At 63.3% G+C, this 22,832-nt stretch carries 19 protein-coding genes; 18 read left to right on the top strand and 1 reads right to left on the bottom strand.

Annotation, left to right across the window (positions count from 1 at the left end; all coding sequences use genetic code 11):
* The first annotated feature begins 31 nt into the window (after nucleotides 1-31).
* The 11 genes from alr (at nucleotide 32) to fbp (ending at nucleotide 12,683) form a co-directional block, all read left to right on the top strand.
* Nucleotides 32-1,111, top strand: a complete 1,080-nt coding sequence (alr, locus tag AC6H4Z_RS14525) for an alanine racemase (protein ID WP_497542674.1) — start codon at nucleotides 32-34, stop codon at nucleotides 1,109-1,111.
* Nucleotides 1,108-2,277, top strand: coding sequence for a phosphopentomutase (locus tag AC6H4Z_RS14520; protein ID WP_497542673.1), 1,170 nt, complete (start codon nucleotides 1,108-1,110; stop codon nucleotides 2,275-2,277). The genes alr and AC6H4Z_RS14520 overlap by 4 nt, the downstream gene beginning before the upstream one ends.
* A complete protein-coding gene (locus AC6H4Z_RS14515) occupies nucleotides 2,277-2,720 on the top strand; it encodes a cytidine deaminase (protein ID WP_497542672.1) in 444 nt (147 codons plus the stop codon). The genes AC6H4Z_RS14520 and AC6H4Z_RS14515 overlap by 1 nt, the downstream gene beginning before the upstream one ends.
* A gap of 138 nt (nucleotides 2,721-2,858) precedes the next feature.
* Nucleotides 2,859-4,007: a hypothetical protein gene (locus AC6H4Z_RS14510; protein WP_497542671.1), complete on the top strand. Its 1,149-nt coding sequence runs from the start codon at nucleotides 2,859-2,861 to the stop codon at nucleotides 4,005-4,007.
* Between the two features lie 56 nt (nucleotides 4,008-4,063).
* Nucleotides 4,064-5,185: a hypothetical protein gene (locus AC6H4Z_RS14505; RefSeq protein WP_497542670.1), complete on the top strand. Its 1,122-nt coding sequence runs from the start codon at nucleotides 4,064-4,066 to the stop codon at nucleotides 5,183-5,185.
* A gap of 7 nt (nucleotides 5,186-5,192) precedes the next feature.
* Entirely contained in the window at nucleotides 5,193-6,395 is a 1,203-nt protein-coding gene (locus AC6H4Z_RS14500; RefSeq protein ID WP_497542669.1) for a sensor histidine kinase, read from the top strand.
* On the top strand, nucleotides 6,392-7,639 hold the full coding sequence (locus AC6H4Z_RS14495; protein WP_497542668.1) for a MiaB/RimO family radical SAM methylthiotransferase: 1,248 nt from the start codon (nucleotides 6,392-6,394) through the stop codon (nucleotides 7,637-7,639). The genes AC6H4Z_RS14500 and AC6H4Z_RS14495 overlap by 4 nt, the downstream gene beginning before the upstream one ends.
* A gap of 1 nt (nucleotide 7,640) precedes the next feature.
* Nucleotides 7,641-8,981 carry a tRNA (N6-isopentenyl adenosine(37)-C2)-methylthiotransferase MiaB gene (gene miaB / locus AC6H4Z_RS14490; protein ID WP_497542667.1) on the top strand — a complete coding sequence of 447 codons (1,341 nt, stop codon included), beginning with the start codon at nucleotides 7,641-7,643 and terminating at the stop codon, nucleotides 8,979-8,981.
* Nucleotides 8,982-9,051: 70 nt separating this feature from the next.
* On the top strand, nucleotides 9,052-11,265 hold the full coding sequence (locus AC6H4Z_RS14485) for a DNA internalization-related competence protein ComEC/Rec2 (protein ID WP_497542666.1): 2,214 nt from the start codon (nucleotides 9,052-9,054) through the stop codon (nucleotides 11,263-11,265).
* 212 nt (nucleotides 11,266-11,477) lie between these two features.
* Nucleotides 11,478-11,642 carry a hypothetical protein gene (locus tag AC6H4Z_RS14480; protein WP_497542665.1) on the top strand — a complete coding sequence of 55 codons (165 nt, stop codon included), beginning with the start codon at nucleotides 11,478-11,480 and terminating at the stop codon, nucleotides 11,640-11,642.
* Between the two features lie 3 nt (nucleotides 11,643-11,645).
* Nucleotides 11,646-12,683 (top strand): class 1 fructose-bisphosphatase, encoded by a 1,038-nt coding sequence (gene fbp / locus AC6H4Z_RS14475; protein ID WP_497542664.1) that lies wholly within the window; start codon nucleotides 11,646-11,648, stop codon nucleotides 12,681-12,683.
* Nucleotides 12,684-12,731: 48 nt separating this feature from the next.
* Here fbp and AC6H4Z_RS14470 read toward each other — a convergent pair whose 3' ends face one another.
* Nucleotides 12,732-14,801, bottom strand: coding sequence for a S9 family peptidase (locus AC6H4Z_RS14470; RefSeq protein WP_497542663.1), 2,070 nt, complete (start codon nucleotides 14,799-14,801; stop codon nucleotides 12,732-12,734).
* Between the two features lie 134 nt (nucleotides 14,802-14,935).
* On the opposite strand from AC6H4Z_RS14470, the gene AC6H4Z_RS14465 reads away from it, so the two are divergent.
* From AC6H4Z_RS14465 to ribD, 7 genes are read left to right on the top strand one after another with little or no spacing between them, the layout of a single operon-like run.
* On the top strand, nucleotides 14,936-16,531 hold the full coding sequence (locus AC6H4Z_RS14465) for an acyl-CoA mutase large subunit family protein (RefSeq protein ID WP_497542662.1): 1,596 nt from the start codon (nucleotides 14,936-14,938) through the stop codon (nucleotides 16,529-16,531).
* Nucleotides 16,532-16,591: 60 nt separating this feature from the next.
* Nucleotides 16,592-17,008 carry an FmdB family zinc ribbon protein gene (locus tag AC6H4Z_RS14460; RefSeq protein ID WP_497542661.1) on the top strand — a complete coding sequence of 139 codons (417 nt, stop codon included), beginning with the start codon at nucleotides 16,592-16,594 and terminating at the stop codon, nucleotides 17,006-17,008.
* Entirely contained in the window at nucleotides 17,008-18,660 is a 1,653-nt protein-coding gene (gene argS, locus AC6H4Z_RS14455) for an arginine--tRNA ligase (RefSeq protein ID WP_497542660.1), read from the top strand. The genes AC6H4Z_RS14460 and argS overlap by 1 nt, the downstream gene beginning before the upstream one ends.
* Before the next feature lie 31 nt (nucleotides 18,661-18,691).
* A complete protein-coding gene (locus AC6H4Z_RS14450; protein WP_497542659.1) occupies nucleotides 18,692-19,609 on the top strand; it encodes a PfkB family carbohydrate kinase in 918 nt (305 codons plus the stop codon).
* Nucleotides 19,606-20,631 carry a phosphoribosylformylglycinamidine cyclo-ligase gene (purM, locus tag AC6H4Z_RS14445; protein WP_497542658.1) on the top strand — a complete coding sequence of 342 codons (1,026 nt, stop codon included), beginning with the start codon at nucleotides 19,606-19,608 and terminating at the stop codon, nucleotides 20,629-20,631. Before AC6H4Z_RS14450 ends, purM begins: the two co-directional genes overlap by 4 nt.
* Before the next feature lie 12 nt (nucleotides 20,632-20,643).
* Complete coding sequence (locus tag AC6H4Z_RS14440) at nucleotides 20,644-21,678, top strand: hypothetical protein (protein ID WP_497542657.1); 1,035 nt, start codon at nucleotides 20,644-20,646, stop codon at nucleotides 21,676-21,678.
* 4 nt (nucleotides 21,679-21,682) lie between these two features.
* A complete protein-coding gene (gene ribD / locus AC6H4Z_RS14435; protein ID WP_497542656.1) occupies nucleotides 21,683-22,819 on the top strand; it encodes a bifunctional diaminohydroxyphosphoribosylaminopyrimidine deaminase/5-amino-6-(5-phosphoribosylamino)uracil reductase RibD in 1,137 nt (378 codons plus the stop codon).
* Nucleotides 22,820-22,832: the final 13 nt, after the last annotated feature.

Below are 22,832 nucleotides of genomic sequence, written 5' to 3'. Positions count from 1 at the left end.
GTATACTACCCGCCCTCGGAATCCTTGGTCAATGCACAGCTTGAATAGACGCGCCTGGGTCGATGTCGACCTCGGCGCGTTGTTACGAAACGCAACTGCAATCGCCACCCAGTCCAACACGCGCCTGCTGCCAATGGTCAAGGCTGACGCGTATGGGCTGGGTGCGGTTCGTGTTGCGCGTACGCTCGAGCGGCTCGATCCCTGGGGGTTTGGCGTCGCGACCATCGCCGAGGGCGAAGAGTTGCGCGACGCCGCGATCCGTCGGCCGATTGTCGTCTTCACGCCACTCCTCGTTGGCGACTTCGATGCAGCCATTCGCGCCGATCTCACACCGAGCCTCGGCAATCGCGAATCGATCGAACGCTGGCAGTTGATCGATCGCCCGTGGCACTTGTCCATCGACACGGGCATGAGCCGCGCGGGAATTCAGTGGGACGAAGTAGAACAGATTCGCGATCTACTTCCACACCGCGCACCACAGGGAGCGTTCACACACTTCCACTCCGCGGAGCGAAATGACGAAGTGCGAGTTGAACAGGAGCGCCGCTTCGCCGCGGCGCTCGCGGCGTTGCCGGTTCGACCCGCCGTGATTCATGCGGAGAACAGCGCCGCGGTCGAACATCGTGGGCCGTCGCCGTGGCACGTCGCGCGGCCCGGCGTATTTCTGTATGGCGTTGGGAGTGACAACTCGGCGGACATCGTGCCTGAAGGCGTCGTCACGCTTCGCGCGCGCGTTGTCGATCTGAGAACGATTCCCGATGGCGACACCGTCAGCTACGGCGGCACCTGGCGCGCCATGGGTGAGCGACGCATCGCGACGTTGGCGATCGGCTACGCCGACGGTTATCGACGCGCGTTGAGCAATCGCGCACACGTGCTGGTGAACGGACTGCGCGCGCCCGTCGTTGGTGTCGTCACGATGGACATGACGATGATCGACGTCACCGAGGCTCCGTGCGCAATTGGAGATGCGGCAACGCTCATCGGCGTCGACGGCGATGAGCGCATCGATGTCTCCGACGTGGCGAGAATGGGAGAGCTGAGTCCCTACGAAGTGCTCACCGGGCTGCGCGGGCGACTCCCGCGGCGCTACATCGAGGCGACGGTATGAGTCGTCGCGCGGTGATCATCGTTCTCGACGGCGTTGGTATTGGTGAAGCGCCCGATGCGGCGACCTACGGCGACGTCGGCAGCGATACGCTCGGCAATCTGTCACGCGTACTCGGCGGAATGCATCTGCCGAACTTCGAGAGAATTGGATTGGGGAACATCGCTCCGCTGCTGGGTGTCGCGCCCAACACCGCGGCCGAGGGAGCTTGGGGTTTGATGGTTCCGCACTCGGCGGGCAAGGACAGCACGACGGGGCATTGGGAGATTGCCGGCGTTCAGCTCACCAAGGCGTTCCCGACGTACCCGAATGGCTTTCCACCGGAGATCGTCGCGGAATTCGAACGGCGCACTGGACGGCGCGTGATTGGCAACGTCGTCGGGAGCGGGACGGCGGTGCTCGATGAATTCGGACCTGAGCACCAGCGGACGGGTGCATGGATTCTGTATACATCCGCTGATTCGGTTTTTCAGGTCGCGGCTCACGAGGGCGTCATTTCGCTCGATGACCTGTATCGTGGCTGCGCGGTTGCGCGTGAGATGCTCGTGGCGCCCAATGACGTCTCGCGAGTGATTGCTCGCCCCTTCGTGGGCGAGCCTGGCAACTACTCACGAACCAAGAATCGGCGCGATCTATCCATCGCTCCCCCGTCGGACACCCTGCTCGATGCGCTCGAGCGCGCCGGGATTCCGCGCGATGGGGTGGGGAAGGTGGACGACCTGTTTGCCGGCCGAGCGTTGAGCTCGACCCACACGGCCAGCAACCAGGAGGGTCTAAAAGAGATCCTGGCATGGCTCGCTAAATCGTCAAGTGGGTTACTGTTCTCGAATCTAGTAGATTTCGACCAGGCATTTGGGCACCGGAACGACCCTTCGGGGTTTTATGGTGCGCTGCTTCAGTTTGACGCAGCCCTACCTGCACTTCGATCACTTTTGCGCGAGGACGATCTGCTGTTCATTACCGCCGATCACGGGAACGACCCGACGACGAAATCAACGGATCATGCACGTGAGTGCGTCCCGTTGCTGGCGCTTGGGCGCCGCGTCAAACCCGTCGCGCTCGGACGCCGCGCAACGTTTTCCGACCTTGGGGCCACAATTGGCGAGTGGTTCGGAACCGAGTTCCGCGGCCGCGGGACGTCTTTCCTCCCGCAACTGGTCGGTCGCTAATGCCCGTAGGGGACCACGTGACAGTCGAACTGCTCGGTGACGCGAGAACGATCACCATGATGCGCGAACGTGCGTTCGCCGCCATGGAACGCGCGTACGCGCCGTACTCGAACTTCAAGGTCGGCGCCGCGCTGCTCGGATCGGACGGAAGTCTGACCGAAGGGTGCAACGTGGAGAACGCGTCGTATCCCGCCACGATGTGTGCGGAACGAACTGCGATCTCTGGGGCAGTAGCACGGGGGGTTCGAAGCTTCGAAGCGATTGCCATCGCCACCGAAGCCGAGGAGCCGACCCCGCCTTGCGGCATTTGCAGACAGGTTCTCGAGGAGTTTTCACCGCACCTGATCGTGATGGCCTTTACGCGCGACGGGCGCGAGGCGCGGTGGACGCTCGACGAACTAATGCCGAAGGCATTTACGCCGCACTCACTGGACCGGCGATGAACCGGAGAAGCCGTTTTGTATAGAAAGCAATTGGGCTGGGTCCTCGCCGTAGGCGCGACCATAGTAATCGCTGCCTGCAGCGAGAAAACCGAAGCCGGTAAGGCCTGTCCGCTACTCTGCCCGCAGACCGCTATCACGTTGGCCGACACCACGATCGATGCGTCGATCGTGTCGGATACGACGGTAACGGGCCTGCCGCCGATTGGCACCGAGACGTACACGATGCTCGCGTCGCACGGCGATACGCTCGATGCGCGCGTGATCATTCGGTACGACACCCTGCCGCAGACGTACACCAAGAATTCGATCGACAGCACGATCGTGAAGATCGATACCGCGCAGCTCGTGACGCCGCTCGTGATTGGCGACTCGTTGCGTCGGCCAACCGTGCCGGTCACGATCGAGGCGTACAACGTCGATACGACGGCGACCGATACGGTCGTCTCGATCCTCGCTCCTCTCTTTCGCCCGAGTCGGCTGATCGGCTCCAAGACGTTTGCGCCGGAGTCGCTGCTCGACACGATCCGTATCCCGATTTCGACCGATACGGTGCTCGATCGGGTAAAGAACGGTACGCGCCTCCGCGTTGGACTGCGCATCGTGGCTTCCAAGAGCGTTGACCTTCGCCTTGGGTCGTCACAGTCGGCCACGCCGGTGACGTTGCGGATCAAGGCGTCCCTCGACACCACCGCCGCGCCCGTATCGGTGTCGCCACTGTCGTCCACGCCAAAGGATCAAACCTTCCTGGCGGGACCACTCGCTGACTACACGATCTTCGTCAAAGGCGGGACTGCCAGTCCGCCTACGGTGCTAGGCGTGGGCGGCGTTCCGTCGCGACGCGTGTTCATACGATTCAACGTTCCATCCAAGATCGTCGATTCGACGACGGTGGTCCGGGCGTCGCTTCTGCTGACCCAGCGGCCCAACCGCGTGCTGACGCCGCGTGACTCGGTGTTCATTTACCCGGTCGCGATTCTATCGAGTCCGGCGGTCACCGACGTGGCGAGCGCTCTCCAATTCCTCGGCACCAACGGTCAATTCGGCCTCGACTCACTCCGGCTCGCTCCGGGTGACAGCGGTCTCAGATCGTTCGAGATCGTCGGATTGGTGCGAACATGGAAGGCGCAGCCAACCACGGTGAGTCCGCGCACGATTGCACTCCGCAGCGGAGCCGAAGGATCGCTCCCAGCCCAGATCGACTTCTTCTCGACCAAGACGGCGATCGCCGCGCTCAGGCCGAGGCTACGAATTACGTACGTCCCGCAGACGAGCTACGGAATACCATGATTACGCGAGGCAGCCGGACCAACGGAGGCGCGCGCAGGTGGAGTAAGCGCGCCCGCATGCTCCTCGCGGTGCCGGCGCTGGCCGTTCCTGCGTTCGTCGCAGGTGCGCAATCGAACCTCAGCGGGCAAGGCTTTGGCTTTCCCAGCGGTCAGTTCAGCACGCGCGCGCAGGGAACAGGCGGGGCGATCGGCGAGATGGATCCGTTCAGCCCAATCAATCCGGCGACGATCGGCACGTTTACGTCGCGCATTCTGTTCTTCCAGATGGAGCCCGAGTACCGCTCGGTGACCACTCCGGCTGGAACGGAACGCACGACGACCGCGCGCTATCCGGTCGTGTTCGGCGCCCTCCCAATCGGCGGCGGCGTCGTCATGAGCTTGTCGGCGTCATCGCTTCTGGATCGCACGTCCACCACGTCGTTCAACACGACGCAGATCATCAGCGGTGGCCAGACGGTCCCGATGACGACCACTTATCGGATCAACGGCGGTCTTGAAGACGTCCGCTTGGCTGCGGCGTGGAGCCCCGCGACATGGGTCCGACTCGGTGCTGGCATTCACGGGATTACGGGCAGCAACCTGGTGAGTCTCACGCAGTCCTTCGCCGATTCGGTCCAGTTTGCCGCGTTCACCCAGCAACGCGTTCTCGGCTATCACGGCACCGCTGGCTCGCTTGGCATTCAGCTCATTTCCAGCCAGGTCGTCGCGTCTGCATCGGGCCGGTTTGGTGGCAGTCTGCGCTTGTCCGCGGAGGATACGCTCCTGTCGACGGCGAATGTGCCGAATCAGTTCGGTGCCTCGATCGCCTACGTCGGCATCGCGAATACCGCCATTTCCGTCCGTACGTCGCGCGAGAATTGGTCGTCCCTTGGAGGCCTGGGAACGCCTGGACTCACGGGAGTCGACGCGTGGGATACGAGCGTCGGTGGTGACTTTGCCGGCCCGAAAATCGGCGAGCGAATCGTCTACCTGCGGGGCGGTTATCGCCATCGGACGCTCCCATTCCAGGCCTCGAGCCGCACGGTCACGGAGAACAGCTATTCAGGCGGAGCGGGGACGTCATTCGCCAACGGGCACGTTTTAGCCGATCTTGCACTGATCCGCGCGTCGCGTAGTGCCGACATCCCGGCATCCGAGCACGCGTGGACGCTCAGTTTCGGGATTAGCGTCCGCCCGTGAACCTCTCGTGGAAAGCACACCACCGTCCGCCAACGCGCCACTAATTCTCGTCGCCGACGACGTCGCGGCGAACGTTGAGTTGCTGTTCGATCAACTACACGTGTTGGGATTCCGCGCCATCGCCGCGTCGGACGGCCCGTCGACGCTGGCCGCGTGTTTCGAGCATCGGCCGGATCTCTGCATCCTCGACGTCTCGATGCCCGCCGGTGATCTCGGCGTAGACGATCGGTCGACGGGTTTCGAAGTCTGCCGTCGCATCAAGCGCGATCCGCGCACCAAGGGCATTCCCGTCATCTTCGTCACGGCGCTCAACGACACCACCGATCGCGTCAAAGCGATCGAGGCCGGCGGCGATGATTTTCTGACCAAGCCGCACAACCGGCTCGTTCTCGGCGCGCGCGTGCGCAGCCTGCTCAAGCTCAAGGCGACGACCGACTCGCTCGAGGATACGCTGCGCAAGCTGCGCGAAGTCGAGAAGATGCGCGATGATCTGATGAAGATGATCGTGCACGATCTCAAGACGCCGCTCACCTCGGTCCTGGCCACGATGGAAATGCTCATCGACGGCGACTTCGGCGCGGTGAATGATCAGCAGCGAAAGATGCTGACCGACGCCGAAGGAAAGGCGGAGGATCTGCTCGCGCTGATTGGCGATCTGCTCGAGGTCTCGCGCATCGAGGAGGCGACGATGATGCTCGATCTCCAGCCGATCGCGCCCGCGGCGCTGTTGAACGAGATCGTGCACGAATGGTCGATTCGCTTTCAGCAGGAGAATGCCACCGCCACCATCGATGTTGCCGACGACTCGCCGGTGTTCGAGGCGGACAAGCCGCTACTCAAGCGCGTGATTGGCAATCTCGTGCAGAATGCCCTCACGCACTCGGCAACGGCGATCACTTTGCAGCTGTCGGCGCGTCGCGATAACGACGGCATTCTGTTCACGATCGCCGACAACGGTCCGGGCATTCCGCCGGAGTATCACGAAGTGATTTTCCGGAAGTTCGAGCGAGTGAAGAATCAGAACATTCCGCGCACTCGGAGCTCCGGACTCGGACTCGCGTTCTGCAAGCTGGTGATCGACGCGCACGGCGGACGGATCTGGGTGCAAAGCGCCGGCGAAGGAAAGGGAAGCGCGTTCCACTTTTCTCTTCCGACAAAGCCAGCGCATCGCGAGGTCCGCGTGACGGCGAGTGGAGCGGTGCCGGCGTGAAGGTGTACCTGCGCACCTTCGGGTGTCGCGCCAATCACTACGACACGGAGCAGGTGCTCGGCCTCGTGTCGGCGGCTGGCCACGAGATCGTGTCGTCGGCGTCTGAGGCTGACGTCGCGGTGTTCAACAGCTGCGCGGTCACGGCGGATGCCGAAGCCGAGTTGCGCAAAGTGGTGCGGCGCGCGGCGCGCGAACGGCCGGCGTTGCGCAGCGTGGTGATGGGCTGTGCGGCGGCGCTGGATGAACAGCGCGCCCCCTCGCTGCGGATTCGTGATCTCCCGAGTGTCGAGCGTGTCGTCGGGGGAGCCGATCTTCCGGAGATTGCCGAAGCGCTGCAGCTCTCGCTGCCCGCAGGCGGGTTTGCTGCGCTGGCGCAGACATCGACGCGGGCACTACTTCGCGTTCAGGACGGCTGCGACGAGCACTGCACCTTCTGCGCGACAACCATGGCGCGCGGCGCAAATCGGAGTCGGGCGATCGACGAACTCGTTCGCGAGGCGGCCGTCCTCGCGAACGCGCATTCCGAGATCGTCATTACGGGAATTCATATCGGCACGTATGGGCGAGATATCGGGACGTCGCTGGGGGCGTTGGTGTCACGTTTGATCGCGGCGTTGCCCGGCACGCGCTTTCGCCTGTCGTCGATCGAAGCGACGGAGATCGACACAGAGCTCGCTGAGATGCTCGTGTTGGCGCCGCGTCATCTCGCGCCGCATGTGCATGCGCCGTTGCAGTCGGGGTCGGATCGGTTGCTCCGGCGAATGGGGCGGAATTGGTATACAAGTGATACTTATTCAGACGCCCTCGAGCGGCTGGCAGCTGATATGGACATTTTGGGGCTTGGCGCCGACGTGATTTCCGGGTTTCCTGGCGAAACCGACGCTGATCATGCTGAAACGGTGGCGCTGGTGGAGCGGCTTCCGTTTACCTATCTGCACGTCTTTCCCTTTTCGCTCAGGCCGGGCACGGCCGCGGAGCGCCTGCCGTCGCCAGTGGCCTCCACCGTCGCGCAGGAGCGTGCGGCGCAGTTGCGGGCGATTGCCGGGCGGAAGGCCGCGGCGTATGCCGCAGCGCGGGCCGGAGGGCCGGCAGACGTCGTCGTAGTGGGCAATGCGGGTCATCGCGAGGGCATCACCGGCGATTACCTTTCGGTTCGCATCGCCGACCCGGCGTTGCCCCGCGGCGCACGTGTCGCGGCCCGCCTAACCATGGACGACAACCGCCTCGTGGCGCTGTCCGCTTGAGATGACCGAACCGCGTCCCACCGTCTACGTCGAAACGTACGGCTGCCAGATGAACGTGAGCGATTCCGAGCTGATGCTCGGCAAGCTCGCGGCGCATGGGTATGATGCCGTGGACGGACCCGACGGGGCGGACGTCATTCTCGTCAACACGTGCGCGATTCGAGACCACGCCGAGCAGCGGGTGATCGGTCGCTTGGGCGAGCTGAAGCGCAACATGAAGCCAGGCGCCATCGTCGGCGTGACCGGCTGCATGGCGCAGCGACTTGGGCCTCAGCTGCTCAAGAAGGCCAAGCACGTCAGCGTGGTGATCGGGCCCGACGGGTATCGCGCTCTCCCTGCGTTGATCGAAGACGCGCGACGGGGCAAGCGCACGATCGCAACCACGTTCGACCTCGAGGAGCACTACGAGGACTTCCAGCCGCGACGCTTCGACAAGGTCAAGGCGTGGATCCCCGTGCAGCGCGGCTGCGACTACAAGTGCACGTACTGCATCGTGCCCACCACGCGCGGACCTGAGCGCAGCCGGCAGCTTCACGACGTCGTACGCGAAGTAGAGTCCGCCGTCGCAGACGGCATGAGCGAAGTCGTATTGCTCGGCCAGACGGTGAACTCGTATCACGACGGCGAGCGCGACTTTGCCGATCTGCTGCGAGCAATCGGCAGCGTCGACGGTTTGCGACGACTGCGTTTCACGAGCCCGCATCCGAACGACTTCAGCGATCGAGTGATCGCGGCGATGGCAGAAACGGAAGCCGTCTGCGAACACGTGCATCTGCCCATGCAGTCCGGGTCGACTCGCATTCTGAAGCGCATGCTTCGCCGATACACGCGCGAAGGCTATCTGGAATGCGTTGCGAAGCTGCGAGCAGCCATCCCAGGGCTGACGGTGACGACGGACGTCATCGTCGGATTTCCTGGTGAGACAGACGAGGACTTCGAGGACACGCTGAGCGTGGTTCGCGAAATTGGATTCGCCGACGGCTTCACGTTCAAGTTCTCTCCGCGCGATGGAACACCGGCCACGCGTATGCCGCCCGAGCTCACGGTGCCGGACGAGGTGGCGAGCGAACGATTGGCGCGGCTCGTTGAAACCATTCGCAGTGGATCGCGCGCTGCAAATCTCCAGCAGCTTGGAAAGCGCTATGAAGTGCTCGTCGAGAAGGAAGCTCGACGCGGCGCGGAACTCGTGCAAACACGGACGCGCGACTTCAAGACCGTGCTCGTGCCGGGCGACGCGAGCATGATGGGCCAGTATCTGCACGTCGAGCTGACCGGAACGACGGGTTCGACGTTCACGGGGCAGATCGTGCGCGAACGCCAACCTTTACCCATGGCCGGGTAGACGCAGCGTTTACGTCCGCGACGCAATGCAATGATGCGAGCCTGAGCGGCATGCGGGAGAAGACTCCTGCATGCCGCTCATTGCGTTTGCGCTCACGGCGTACGCCGCGGGCCTGCTCGCGGGATTTTCCGACGTATTCGTTCTCTCGGCCGCGGCAATCGTCGCGGCGTTCGGACTCGGGTGTCGTCGCGCTGTGGTGGTGGGAGTCGGGTTTGCCGCGCTGACGACAGCGGGCGTTGTCGCCGCTCGCGAAGTTGAACGCGGCGAGCGAGCGTGCATCGACGCGAGCGAGCATGCAACGTCGCTGCGCGTGGTGATCGACGATAGCGCGTCTGCCGGTGCGTTCGTTCGCGCGCGTCTGATTCGGTGCGAAGCGTTCGTCTCGATCTCAGTCGACGATGGCGACGCGCCAGGTGGGAGCGTCGTAATTGCTCGCGGAACGATCATTCGCACGGACCGCGGCTTCCAGGTTCAGCACGCGCAGTTGCGAACCATCTCTCAGCCGACCGTCTTGCGCCGAATGCGCAATGCGGCGGCGCGAGGGATAGAGCGGACCTTTCGCGACGACGCGCCACTCGTCAAAGCGCTGCTCATTGCCGACCGTCATGATCTGGCGCCAGAGATTCGTGATCGCTTTGCTGCGGCCGGACTCGCACACATCCTCGCCATCGCGGGCTTGCACATCGGCATCATCGCGGCCGCAATCGAGCTCGCGCTCGAACTATTCGGCGTCCCTCGTCGGCGCGCCTCCGTCGTGACGATCGTGGTCGTCATCCTCTATGTCGCGATGATTGGCGCGCCAGTTCCTGCCGTGCGTTCCGCGACGATGCTGGCGACGCTCGTTGCGACGCGGCTCGCGCAACGGCCAAGCGCGCGGTGGGCAATCGTGTCCGTCGGCGCAATGCAGCCCGTGTTCGACCCAGGCGTTGTCCTCGATGCCGGCTACCAACTCAGCGTCGTTGGCGTTGCAGCGATGATCTCCGCAGCGATGCTCGGCAAACGCATCGGCGTGCAGAAGCTTCACTGGTCGCTGCGCGCGGTCGCAGTCACGCTGCTCAGCACCACGATCGCGACGATCGCGTCAGGTCCGATCGTCGCGTGGGTGTTCGGTCGCGTGAGTCTCGTCGCGCCGCTGACGAATCTCGCGGCGAATCCGCTGATTGCACTCGCGCAGCCGATGATCTTTTGCGGCATGGTCCTCGCGCCGATTGGACCGCTTGCGCGCTTCGTCGCTGACGCAGCACATCCGCTGCTCGTGGGGCTGAGCACGGTCGCGTCGGTCGGCGCTGCGGCGCCAGGCGGCGCGATCGCCGTAGCACCGACGATTTCGGCAGCCGCCGTGGCTTCCGTGCTTTCCGCGGCGGTGATCGTCGCGTGTGCGAGTCGCGAATGGGTGCGGCCGGCAACGATCGCACTCGCCGCGGTCGTCACTCTCGCGTGGATGCCACTGGCGCCTGAACGCTCCGGCGACGTTGAACTGCACATGATCGACGTCGGGCAGGGCGATGCGATCGCGCTGCGAACAGCGCATGGACACTGGATTCTGTTCGACGCCGGCGGCGCATGGCGCGGAGGAGACGCGGGACGTTCGACGGTCTTGCCCTACATCGGACGTCGTGGTGGTTCGCTCGACGTGTTCGTGCTGTCGCATCCGCACACTGATCACGTCGGCGGCGCCGCGACGATCCTGCATGCACTCCGGCCGCCGTTATTCGTCGACGCAGGATTCCCGGGAGGCGCCCCCGCGTACCGTGCGTCGCTCGATGCGGCGCGAGACGAACACGTGCGATGGGTCCGCGCCCACCCCCGCGACAGTCTCGTTGTCGACGGAGTTGTGATCACCCTTCTCGCCCCAGATTCGTCCTGGACCGCGTCGCTCACCGACCCTAACCTCGCCAGTGTCGTCGCCGCGGTCCGCGTCGGCGACGTGCGAATGCTCTTTATGGGTGACGCCGAGCGACCTGAGGAAGAGTGGTTGTTGGCGCATGACTCCGTCGCGCTGCGTGCCGATATTCTCAAGGTCGGCCATCACGGGAGCAAGACGAGTAGCAGCCCCGCGTTTCTAGATGCGGTGAGCCCACGCGTTGCGCTCGTGTCGGTCGGTGCTGGAAATACGTATCACCTTCCAACGCCGGCGATCATGCGCGCTTTATCGGCACACGGCGCGCAGGTGCTACGTACGGATCATCTGGGAACGATCGTGGTACGAACCGACGGGCATCGAATCGCTGTCGAGGCTGCGGGAGAGCGATGGGAATTGTCGACGGTGTCGTCGAGGGAATAAAGCGAGTCATCTGGTCACTTGTCGGACAGCGGACGCAACTACCCGCCGACTTGTTGGCTCGTTTCCCCGAGCTCGAGCGAGCTCGATGGCGACGGGGTGGTTTGCCGGTTCGCGTTGGTGGGTGGTGCTTGGGTCAGAGCACGGTGTCAGCGATTACGTTGTGGCGAACAATCTGGTTGGCTCCTGGTGCTCCACCTGCTCCAGAATTGCTCTTGCACGAGTTGCGACACGTTGACCAGTTTGAAGAGAGCAAGGCGTTCCCGGTGCTCTACATTTGGGAATCAATACGCCGCGGTTACACCATGAATCGCTTTGAAGTCGATGCGCGCGCCTATGCCGCGGCGCGCCTCGGTGAGTTGCCGAAGTCCAACGGCTAGAGGATGCGCAACGTGGTCAAGCACACTGCAACGTCGGTCGTCACGATCGAGCGTTTCATCATCGAGGAGGAGCGCAATCACCCAGAAGCAACGGGTGAGCTCTCCGGCATCCTCTACGATCTGGCGCTCGCCGCCAAGATGATCGCCAACAAGGTTCGTAGCGCCGGGCTGGCCGATATTCTCGGCGCCACGGACAGCGAGAATGTCCAGGGCGAAGTTCAGCAAAAGCTCGACATCCTCGCCAACGAGATCATCGTCAAGGCGATGGATCACGGCGGGCGGTTGTGCGCAATGGCGTCGGAAGAAGAACCCGGAATCATTCAGATTCCCGAACCCTTCAAGTGCGGCAAGTACTGCCTGCTATTCGATCCGCTCGACGGTTCATCGAACATCGACGTCAACGTTCCCGTCGGCACGATCTTCTCCGTTGTTCGCAAAATCACGCGCGGTCGTCACGGTGAGCTCGAAGACATGCTGCAGCCGGGGCGACGCCAGGTCGCGGCGGGCTACGTGATCTACGGCTCGAGCACGATGCTCGTGTACACCACCGGCCAGGGTGTGCATGGCTTCACGCTCGATCCGTCGATCGGCGAATTCCTGCTCTCGCATCCGAACATTCGTATTCCGGACGCCGGACGGTATTTGTCCGTCAACGATTCGTATGAGCAGTTGTGGGATGACGGCGTTCGCAAAATCATGCGCACCTTCCGCGGGCTCGAGGCAGATCATAAGGCGCTCAGCACGCGGTACGTCGGCTCGCTCGTCGCCGACTTCCATCGCAATCTGCTCGGCGGCGGTATCTTCGCCTATCCGGCGAACACGAAGTCCCCGAAGGGAAAGCTGCGGCTGTTGTACGAAGCCAATCCGCTCGCGTTCATCGTTGAGCAGGCAGGCGGCGCGGCATCCGATGGAACGCAGCGCGTTCTCGACGTGATTCCGACTGAACTTCACCAGCGCACGCCGCTGTACATCGGCAGCGCGAGTGAAGTCGAGTTGGCGAGAAAGACGTTGACCGCTGGAGAACTCGCGGCCGTCAGTTAGCAGCAACGGCGCGGGCTGACGGCAGTCTGCCGTCAGCCCGACGCTGCATCACGGTACCGGCTTCACCGTGCCGATCGTGTACTTCGTGATCCAGTCGCTTTCGCGCTGCATCTTGTCGAGCTGGTGGTAGTACTCGCCGAGGCCGTGTCCTTCGCGCGGATAGAACACGAGCTGTACGGGCTTGCCGCGATCCTTAATGGCGCGGTAATACTCCATCGACTGTCCGACCGGTACGCGCTCGTCACTGCCGCCGTGGAGGATCAGCAACGGCGTGGTGACCTGATCGACGAACGTGATCGCCGAACGCGCGCGATAGAAGTCGAGCGTCTTCTGCGTCGGCGCGCCGCTGAAGAACGTGCCGATGTATCCGGGAATGTCAGTCGTGCCGTACATGCTCTGCAGATCGGAGAGACCGGCCCCCATGCGAGCTGACTTGAAGCGGCTGGTCTGGCTCACGACCCACGCGGTCATATAGCCGCCGTAGCTCCAGCCCTCGAACGCCATCTTGGTGGAATCGGCCAAGCCGCGTTTGATCATGTCGTCGACGCCCGTCATGATGTCGCGGTAGTCGCCGCCGCCCCAGTCCATGATGTTCGCGCGCGTGAACTTCTCGCCGTAGCCAGTGCTGCCGCGCGGATTCGGGTAGAGAATGGCCCACCCTTCGCCGGCCCACACTTGGCCCGGAGAACCCCAATTCGCCTTGAAGCCCGCGTTCGTAGCTCCCGTTGGACCGCCGTGCGCTTCGACCAGTAGCGGATAGCGCTTGCCAGTCTGATAGCCCACGGGCTTCACGAGAATCCCTTCGACCGGCGTACCGTCGGTGCTTTTCCACGTCACGATCTCGGTTTCGCCGAGGGCGAGATCGCGCACCTGCGGATTGATGTCGGTGAGTTTGCGCGGTGATGCGAATGTCGGATCGCTCACGAATACATCGGCGGGCGCATTCGGCGTGTCCATCGCAAAGGCAACCGTGCGACCGTCGGCCGACGACGAGATGCCGCGCAGCAGCAGCTTGTCCACGACGCGCGTGAGCTTGCCGCTCGCGACGTCGTACGAGTACACCGCGTTGAACGCACGCTCGCCGGTCGAAAACTGAATCGACTTTCCGTCGACGCTCCACACCGGCGCGCCAGCCGACACGTCGGCTTTTGCGTCGTAGACATCCTTGGTCGTGCGCGCGGCAACATCGTACAACAGAAGATGGTTGTTGCCGATCTGCACGTCGGAGATGCTATCGGCGCGCGGCGAATGCGATTGCGGAAGCGTTGCGTACGCGAGCGTCTTTCCGTCGGGCGACCAGGCAGGCGTACCCTGAACGTCCGACTTCGTGGAGATCGTTTGCACCGCCTTCGTCGCAACGTTCACGACATACGCGTCGGTGCGCGTTTCGCGCAGCAGAATCGACGGCGACGCCGCGAAGGCGAGTGATTGTCCATCGGGCGACCACGCCGGTGCGCCCTTCACGGTGTAATTGCCGTGCAGGATTTCGCTCCCGCTTTTCGATGCGACGTCTACGACCCACCCGTGCGACAGGCGCTGACCGCCCTCGAATATCTGTGGATCGTCGCGACGCGCGCGCTTGGCGTCGTCGATCTTGGGAAGGGTGTCGACCGCGAGGAATGCGATGCGCCGCCCGTCCTTGGACCAGGCGAAACCAGTGATCGCTTCTTTCGATGTCGTCAGTTGGTACGCTTCGCCGCCGCCCATCGGCAGAATCCAGATCTGCGTTTTGACGGCTTCGCCCGTGCCGCGCGCCGAGAGGAACGCCAGCGACTTGCCGTCGGGCGACCACGCTGGGCCGGACTCCCCGCGCTCGCTGAAGGTGAGTTGGCGTGGCGCACCGCCACTTGCAGACACCAGCCAGACGTGCGATCGCACGTCGTGGCGATCGCCTTTCGAAGTATCGGGCTTCGTTGGATCAGCAGGGCGCGCGTTCGGATGCTCCCACGCGCTCACCGTGTAGGCGATCGTCGATCCGTCTGGCGACATCGCGACCGAGCCGACGTTCTTCAGCTCCATGATGTCGTTGAACGACATCGGCCGCTTGCTCTGTGCTCCCACGGTCGTTGCGCCCGCGAGCGCGATCGTCGTGAGAGTTGTGAAATGAAAACGCGTCATCGAATTCCTCGCGCGGGCACGGTCGAAGGGGAAGGGACATGGCACCAGGTTCCACCGGTAGCGATCCAAACGCTCCGGTGTTCGCCCGTGTTTCACCATAGCGATTATCTTGCAGACGCGCCTCACACTTCGCCATGCCAGATCCCACGAAGACCTCTCCCTCGGGCCTTCCCGTAGAAGCTGTCTACCGTCCCGATAGCGCTCCCATCGATTATGGGCGCGATCTCGGCGACCCCGGTGAGTTCCCGTTCACCCGCGGCGTTCAGCCGACGATGTACCGCGGCCGTCTGTGGACCATGCGGCAGTACGCCGGCTTTGGAACGGCGGCCGAGACGAATCGCCGTTTCCGGCTGTTGCTCGACAAGGGTCAAACCGGGCTGAGCGTCGCGTTCGACCTTCCAACGCAGATGGGGATCGATTCCGACTCTCCGCGGGCGCTTGGCGAAGTCGGCCGCGTGGGTGTGGCGATCGACACGGTCGAGGACATGCACGTCCTGCTCGACTCGATTCCGCTCGACAAGGTGTCGACGTCGATGACGATCAACGCCACCGCGTCGACGCTGCTCGCGATGTACATCGTCGTTGCGGAGGAACGCGGAATCGCGCGCGACAAGTTGAGCGGCACCATTCAGAACGACATCCTCAAGGAGTACATCGCGCGCGGAACGTACATCTATCCGCCCGAGCCAAGTCTGGCGCTCATCGCCGAAATCTTTCGCTTCTGCGCGGCCGATGTTCCGAACTGGAATCCGATATCCATTTCGGGCTATCACATTCGCGAAGCGGGAGCGACCGCGGTTCAGGAGTTGGCGTTCACCTTCGCCAATGCCATCGAGTACGCCACGCGCGCACTCGAGGCAGGGCTGAGTGTGGACACGTTCGCACCGCGACTGTCGTTCTTTTTCGCGGCGCACAACGACGTTTTCGAGGAGGTCGCGAAGTTCCGTGCGGCGCGCCGCCTCTACGCGCGGATCATGCGCGAACGTTTCAGCGCCAACGACTCGAGCAGCCGTTTGCGCTTTCACACGCAGACGGGCGGCGTGACGCTTCAGGCGCAGCAACCGCTGAACAATGTCGTGCGCGTCGCCATGCAGGCTCTATCCGCAGTACTTGGCGGCACTCAGTCGTTGCATACCAATGGCTACGACGAGGCGCTGTCGCTGCCGACCGCCGAAGCGGCGACGCTCGCGCTTCGCACGCAGCAGATCATCGCGCACGAATCGGGCGCGGCACTCACAGTCGATCCGCTGGCTGGTAGCTACTACATCGAATCGCTCACGGATGAACTCGAGCGTCGTGCTACGGAGTTGCTGGCGAAGGTCGACGAACTCGGTGGCGCGGCAAAGGCCATCGCGGCGTCGTTCTTTCAGGAAGAGATTGCGCGGAGCGCATACGAATTTCAGATGCGCGTCGAGAGCGGCGACACGGTAATCGTTGGCGTGAACAAGTTCACGGATGATTCGCCGCCGCCGGAGATTCCGACGCCCGACTATTCGGCGCTCGAGCGCGGCCAGGTCGAGCGCGTCCGCGCGGTGCGTGCGAAGCGTGACCCTGCGCAGGTGGAGCAAGCGCTCAACGCCCTTCGCGCCGCTGCGCCGGCGTACACGACGAGCGCTGGTGCCCGCGAGCCGTTGATGGAGTTGATTGTCGACGCGGTTCGCGCACGGGCATCCGTTGGCGAAATTGCCGATACGTTTCGCGACTGTTGGCAGACCTATCGGCCCGCTTGAACGCACTGCCGATTGCGGCTAGCTTTGAGGTTTGCCCGCTCGCCCCTAAGTCTTAGCCAAATGCCGACTTACGAGTATCGTTGTCCCGATGGACATCTGTTCGAACGGTTCTATCGCAAGATCAGCGATGCCGGGGCCGAAGTCGAATGTCCGACGTGCGGGAAGATCGCAGAACGGCAGATGTCGGCGGGTGCGGGCCTGCTGTTCAAGGGCTCTGGTTTCTACCTGACCGACTACGGCAAGAACGCGCACCGTGGGAGTGGCGGTGGCGATTCGTCGAAGTCGTCTGAGGGAGGATCGTCGTCCGAGTCGAAGGGTGAAAGCAAGCCGAGCGAGTCGAAGAGTTCGGAGTCGAAGCCCAGCGAATCGAAAGCGAGCGAATCGAAATCCACTGAATCGAAGCCGAGCGAGTCAAAGCCCGCATCGACGTCGAGCACGAGTTCGTCGAGCTCCTCGAGCCCAAAGTCGGACAAATAATGGACGGTACTGAACTGCTCCGCGCAGAACTCGTTCGCGCCGCGCAATCGCTCGGCGCGCCTGATTCTGTCGAACCTGTCATCGAACGTCCGCGCGATCCGTCGTTCGGCGATTGGGCGACGAGTCTCGCCATGGTGCTAGCCAAGCCGCTCGGCAAAAAGCCGCGCGATCTCGCGCAAGCGCTCGTGGAACGCATCGACTTTGCGCGCGCAGGCATCAGCGCGGCGGATATTGCCGGCCCTGGCTTCATCAATTTTCGCGTATCGGCTGACGTCTTCGCCGAGGGGCTGCGCGCGCTGATTGGCGCGGGCGATCAGTACGGACGATCGAACGCCGGGCAGCAGCGCAGCGTGAACGTCGAGTTCGTGTCCGCGAATCCGACGGGACCGCTGCACGTTGGTCACGGACGTCAGGCTGCGCTTGGCGACGCGATCTCGTCGCTGTTGGGCGTGACCGGTTGGCGCGTCACGCGAGAGTTTTACTACAACGACGCTGGCGCACAGATCATGAATCTCGCGCTGAGCGTGCAGGCGCGCGTTCGGCAACTCGGTGGCGTCGACGTCGCGCTTCCCGAAGGTGGCTATCACGGCGAGTACATTCGCGACCTCGCGCAGCGCTACATCGACGAGCATTCGTCGGATCCGAATGCCGACGATCTCGACTTCGTGCGGCAGTTCGCGGTGCGAGAGCTGCGCAAGGAACAGGATCGCGATCTGCAGGCGTTCGGCGTGAAGTTCGACGTCTACTTTCTTGAATCCTCATTGTACGCCGACGGTCGCGTCGACGACACGCTCGATCGGTTGGTTGCGGCGGGGCACACGTACGAAAAAGATGGCGCGCTGTGGCTCAAAACCACGGACTTCGGCGACGACAAGGATCGCGTCATGCGCCGTAGCGCGGAGAAGGGCGGCGAGCCGACGTACTTCTTGCCCGACGTCGCGTACCATATCACGAAGTGGGAGCGCGGCTTCAAGCGCGCCATCAACGTGCAGGGCGCCGACCATCACAGCACTGTGACGCGGGTTCGCGTCGGACTGCAGGCGCTTGGCATCGAGATTCCCGTCGGCTATCCCGACTACGTGTTGCACCAGATGGTGACGGTGATGCGCGGTGGCGAAGAGGTGAAGATCTCGAAGCGCGCTGGCAGTTACGTCACCGTGCGCGACCTCATCGACGAAGTTGGCCGCGATGCGGTGCGATACTTCTTCCTGATGCGGAAGGGCGATTCGCAACTCGTGTTCGACGTCGACGTCGCGCGTGCGCAGTCGGATGAGAATCCGGTGTACTACATCCAGATGGCGCACGCGCGCGTGTCGGGAATCTTCCGCGTCGGTGAGATCGATGCGGAGTCGATCACGGGCGTGGACGTCGATCTGTCGGTGTTGACGTTGCCGGAAGAGCAGGAACTCATGAAAGCTCTGCTCGACTACCCGTCGCTCATCGTGGGCGCTGCGGAGGCGCTCGAGCCGCACCGCGTCGCGACGTACCTGCATGACACGGCGTCGAAGATTCACCTCTGGTATCACAAGGCGCACGTGCTCAACGAGCCGGCGCCGATCATGAACGCTCGACTCGTTCTGGCGCGCGCGTCGCAGTTGGTGCTGCGCAACGGACTTGCACTGTTGGGAATCACTGCGCCTGAGCGCATGTGATCCTCGCTTACTGCTTCCCGCATCCCCGCACATGACCGTTCTCGTCGTAGGATCCGTTGCGCTGGATTCAGTGGAGACGCCGTTCGGCAAGGCAGACAACGTGCTCGGTGGTTCCGGCACGTTCTTCTCCGCGTCGGCGAGCCACCTGGCCCCGGTGCAACTCGTTGGTGTGATTGGCTCGGACTATCCGCTCGACAAGCTCGAAGCGGCGTTCAAGGGTCGGCCGGTTGATCTCGCGGGCCTCGAGCGGGCAGAGGGATCGTCGTTCCGCTGGCGCGGTCGGTACCGGCACGATCTCAATGCGGCGGAGACGCTGGAGACGCACCTCGGTGTCTTCTCGAATTTCCGGCCGAAAATTCCCGAGCAGTTTCGCTCAGCGCCGTTCGTGTTCCTCGGCAATATCGATCCGCGGCTGCAGCTCGACGTGCTGACGCAGGTCTCGAAGCCAAAGCTCGTGGCGTGCGACACGATGAATTTCTGGATCGAGAGTCGCCGTCAGGATTTGCTCGAGTTGCTGAAGCGCGTCGATCTCATCACGCTGAATGACGCCGAGGCGCGTCAGCTCACCGAGGAGTTCAACCTCGTGAAGGCGGCGCGATGGATCATGGCGCGCGGCCCGAAGATGGTCGTGATCAAGAAGGGCGAGCATGGGGCATTCATGTTCACCGAGTCGAACATCTTCTTCGCGCCGGCCTATCCGCTCGAGTCGGTGTTCGACCCGACCGGCGCGGGCGATTCGTTCGCTGGTGGATTCATGGGCTATCTCGCCCGCAGTGGCGACATCTCGGAAGCGAATTTACGCCGCGCCGTGGTGCACGGGTCCGCGATGGGTTCATTCGCCGTCGAGCGTTTCTCCGTGAACCGCCTGATCGAGATCACGCCGGCGGAAATTCGCGCGCGTGTGGCTGACTTCTACCGACTCACCAGCTTCGAGCAGGATATCGAGTGAGCAATCCGCTGGATTATCGCACGGCCGGCGTCGACATCGATGCGGCCGATGACGCCAAGGCGCGCATCAAAGCGCACGTCGTTTCGACCCTCACGGCGGGAACGCGCGGTGAGTTCGGCGGCTTCGGCGGAATGTTCCGCGTGCCGACGGACGTCCCCAAGCCGGTGCTCGTATCGAGCGCTGACGGTGTGGGCACCAAGCTCAAACTGGCTATCGAAGCGGGGCAGCACGACACGGTGGGCCACGACCTGGTGAACCACTGCGTGAACGACATTCTCGTGCAGGGTGCCAGTCCGCTGTTCTTCCTGGACTATGTCGCGTTCGGCGCGCTCGAACCGCACGTGGTCGAAGCGGTCGTCGCCGGCGTCGCGGCGGGCTGCCGGGAGAACGGGTGCGCGCTCCTTGGCGGGGAGACTGCCGAGATGCCGGGCGTGTACACACCGCCTGACTACGACCTGGCGGGATTCATCGTCGGGTATGTGGACGAGGACGCGATTCTGAGCGCGCAGCGGGTGCGAGAGGGTGACGTTCTAGTGGGGCTGGAGAGCAGTGGTCTTCACACAAACGGTTACTCACTGGCGAGGCGTATCTTGAGTGAACGCATGAAGTTGAGCGTTCACGATCGCTTTCCAGGTGAGGATAAGACGGTTGCGGAGATCTTCCTCGCGGTCCATCGGTCGTACCTGGCGGCGCTCAAGCCGGTTCTGTCGAAGGTGCGTGCGATGGCGCACATCACGGGCGGGGGGCTGCCGGGTAATCTGAACCGCGCGCTTCCACCGACGTTGGACGCAGTTGTAGAGACGACGAGCTGGGAAATCCCGAACGTCTACCGGCAGTTGGAAAGAGCCGGCGGCGTCGATCGGCGCGAAATGTTCCGAACGTTCAACATGGGCGTCGGAATGGTGGTGATTGTCGCCGAATCGGACGCCGCGGATCTGATACAGGCTTCGCGGGCGCACGGAGTCAGCGCCTGGCGGCTGGGGCACATCACCCAGGGAACTGGTCAGGTCATTCTTTCCTAGGGAGAGCAGTCGATGAAGAAATACCTCGTGTTGGCCGGCATCGCTTCGCTGTCGGCCAACGTGTTGTTTGCGCAGGCGAATAGCTGTCCAGCCGTGAATACCGGCGCGTTCAGCGCCAGCGCGGCGCTGCAGAACGCGAATCACGATGCGTGCATTCAGGCCGTGGACGTTTTTCAGTTCCTTGCGCCGCAGCTCGGAGTCGCGCTCACCGGCGGAAATGCCACAATGGGCCAGGGTGGCGTGCTCGGCGGCATTGGACATTTCGCGGTCGGCGTTCGCGCGAACGCGTTCTTCGGTGACCTCCCCCAGGTGAACAAGTTCCCCGCGCCGCGAATCACTCAACCACAATCGGGCCAGGTGCTGCCGAGCAAGAGTCAGGCGGCCGGGCTTCCAGTGGTCGATCTGGCGGTTGGTCTATTCTCCGGAATTCCGCTGGGGCTCACCAACGTGGGTGGAGTCGATCTGCTCGTGAACGCGGCGTACATCCCGAAGTTCGGCAGCGCGAACAACGACGTTCAGGTCGACCCGAAAACGAATTTCAAATTCGGCTTTGGCGCGCGTGTCGGGCTACTTCAGGAATCTCTAATCGTGCCCGGCATCGGCGTGACGTACATTCGTCGCGACTTGCCGACGACGACGATTCGCGGGACGTCGACGTTCGTCGATCTCAGCATCGATCAGGCCGACGTGAAGACATCGGCCTGGCGCGTCGTGGCCAACAAGAACTTCATCGGATTCGGCCTTGCTGCAGGCTACGGACGTGACACGTACGATGAGTCGGCGACGGTATCCGGAACGCTGAAGGGAATCACGCTCCCAGGAATTGGCACCGTGGGCAGCACGTTTGCGCCTGTTGCGATGTCGCAGTCGGTCACGCGCAACAACATGTTCGCCGACGTGTCGATCAACATGACAGTTGTCAAACTCGTCGGCGAAATTGGACAGGTGTCTGGCGGCTCATTCCCGACGCCCACGAACACCTTCTCGAGCGGCGCCCAGGACGATTCGCGGCTGTACGCATCACTCGGCCTCCGGTTCGGCTGGTAGCGCGATGAACGAGCCCTCCGGCGCCGGTTCGCCGGCTGCTCCCGGAACGGGGCTCGATCGACGGTACATGCAGCGCGCGCTGGCGCTTGCCGCGCGCGGGTGGGGGCAGACGGCGCCGAACCCAATGGTCGGCGCCGTCATCGTTGCCGGCGATGCCATCGTGGGCGAAGGTTTCCACGAGCGTTTCGGCGAAGCACATGCCGAGATCAATGCGCTTCGTGCGGCGGGCGATCGCGCACGGGGAGCAACGATGTTCGTGTCGCTCGAGCCGTGTGCGCATCACGGAAAAACGCCCCCCTGCGCGGACGCGGTGATCGCCGCGGGGATTAGTCGCGTCGTCATCGCCACGCGCGATCCGAGTCGTGTCGCCTACGGCGGTGCGGAAAAGCTGAGGCGCGCCGGTATTCCCGTCGACGTCGGGATCGAGGAAGCGGCGGCGCTCGAACTCAACGCGCCGTTCTTCCACGCGCAGTCGTCAGATCGGCCGTGGGTCACGCTGAAGCTCGCGCTGTCTGCCGACGAGGCTGTGGCCGATCCCACCCGCGTGCACCGCTGGATCACAGGTCCCGAGTCGCGCCGAGAGGTTCATCGACAGCGGGCGAACGCCGACGCGATCGCAGTGGGGATTGGCACGCTGCTCGCCGACGATCCAGAACTCACCGTTCGCGATGCGCCAGCGCCGCGAGTTCCGCCACGGCGAATCGTGTTCGACTCGGACGCGCGTACGCCCACAACGTCGAAGTTGGTCCGCTCGGCGGCAGCGATCCCGACGACGCTGATCGTCAGCGCCCGAGCGCCTACCGAGGCACTCGAGACCCTTCGACGCGCTGGCATCGACATCGAGATCTGCGCGTCGCTACCAGAGGCGTTGGTGCGCCTTCGCGCCACCGGCGTTCGGTCGCTTTTCGTCGAGGCAGGGCCGCGATTGTCGGGGGCATTTCTGCGCGAATCGCTCGTGGATCGCCTCACTATCTTTCGATCATCGCTGGTGTTGGGCGACGGGGCCCCGAAGGCGTTCGAGTTCGCGCCTGTCGGTTTTTCCACGTCGCTTTCGCAACTCCGAATAGCCGACACGCGTCGGATTGGCGAAGACACCATGACTACCTACGTACTTCACGAAATCCCGTGTTTACCGGACTGATCGACGACGTTGG

The sequence above is a fragment of the Leucogemmata humicola genome (assembly GCF_055379415.1).
This window is presented reverse-complemented; position numbering and strand designations above follow the sequence as displayed.

Coding starts and splice junctions, on each gene's coding strand:
- AC6H4Z_RS14505 (WP_497542670.1), top strand. CDS start 4,064: ATGCTCCTCGCGGTGCCGGCGCTGGCCGTTCCTGCGTTCGTCGCAGGT.
- argS (WP_497542660.1), top strand. CDS start 17,008: ATGGACGGTACTGAACTGCTCCGCGCAGAACTCGTTCGCGCCGCGCAA.
- alr (WP_497542674.1), top strand. CDS start 32: ATGCACAGCTTGAATAGACGCGCCTGGGTCGATGTCGACCTCGGCGCG.
- AC6H4Z_RS14515 (WP_497542672.1), top strand. CDS start 2,277: ATGCCCGTAGGGGACCACGTGACAGTCGAACTGCTCGGTGACGCGAGA.
- ribD (WP_497542656.1), top strand. CDS start 21,683: ATGAACGAGCCCTCCGGCGCCGGTTCGCCGGCTGCTCCCGGAACGGGG.
- AC6H4Z_RS14485 (WP_497542666.1), top strand. CDS start 9,052: ATGCCGCTCATTGCGTTTGCGCTCACGGCGTACGCCGCGGGCCTGCTC.
- AC6H4Z_RS14450 (WP_497542659.1), top strand. CDS start 18,692: ATGACCGTTCTCGTCGTAGGATCCGTTGCGCTGGATTCAGTGGAGACG.
- AC6H4Z_RS14460 (WP_497542661.1), top strand. CDS start 16,592: ATGCCGACTTACGAGTATCGTTGTCCCGATGGACATCTGTTCGAACGG.
- AC6H4Z_RS14440 (WP_497542657.1), top strand. CDS start 20,644: ATGAAGAAATACCTCGTGTTGGCCGGCATCGCTTCGCTGTCGGCCAAC.
- AC6H4Z_RS14520 (WP_497542673.1), top strand. CDS start 1,108: ATGAGTCGTCGCGCGGTGATCATCGTTCTCGACGGCGTTGGTATTGGT.
- miaB (WP_497542667.1), top strand. CDS start 7,641: ATGACCGAACCGCGTCCCACCGTCTACGTCGAAACGTACGGCTGCCAG.
- fbp (WP_497542664.1), top strand. CDS start 11,646: ATGCGCAACGTGGTCAAGCACACTGCAACGTCGGTCGTCACGATCGAG.
- AC6H4Z_RS14470 (WP_497542663.1), bottom strand. CDS start 14,801: ATGACGCGTTTTCATTTCACAACTCTCACGACGATCGCGCTCGCGGGC.
- AC6H4Z_RS14465 (WP_497542662.1), top strand. CDS start 14,936: ATGCCAGATCCCACGAAGACCTCTCCCTCGGGCCTTCCCGTAGAAGCT.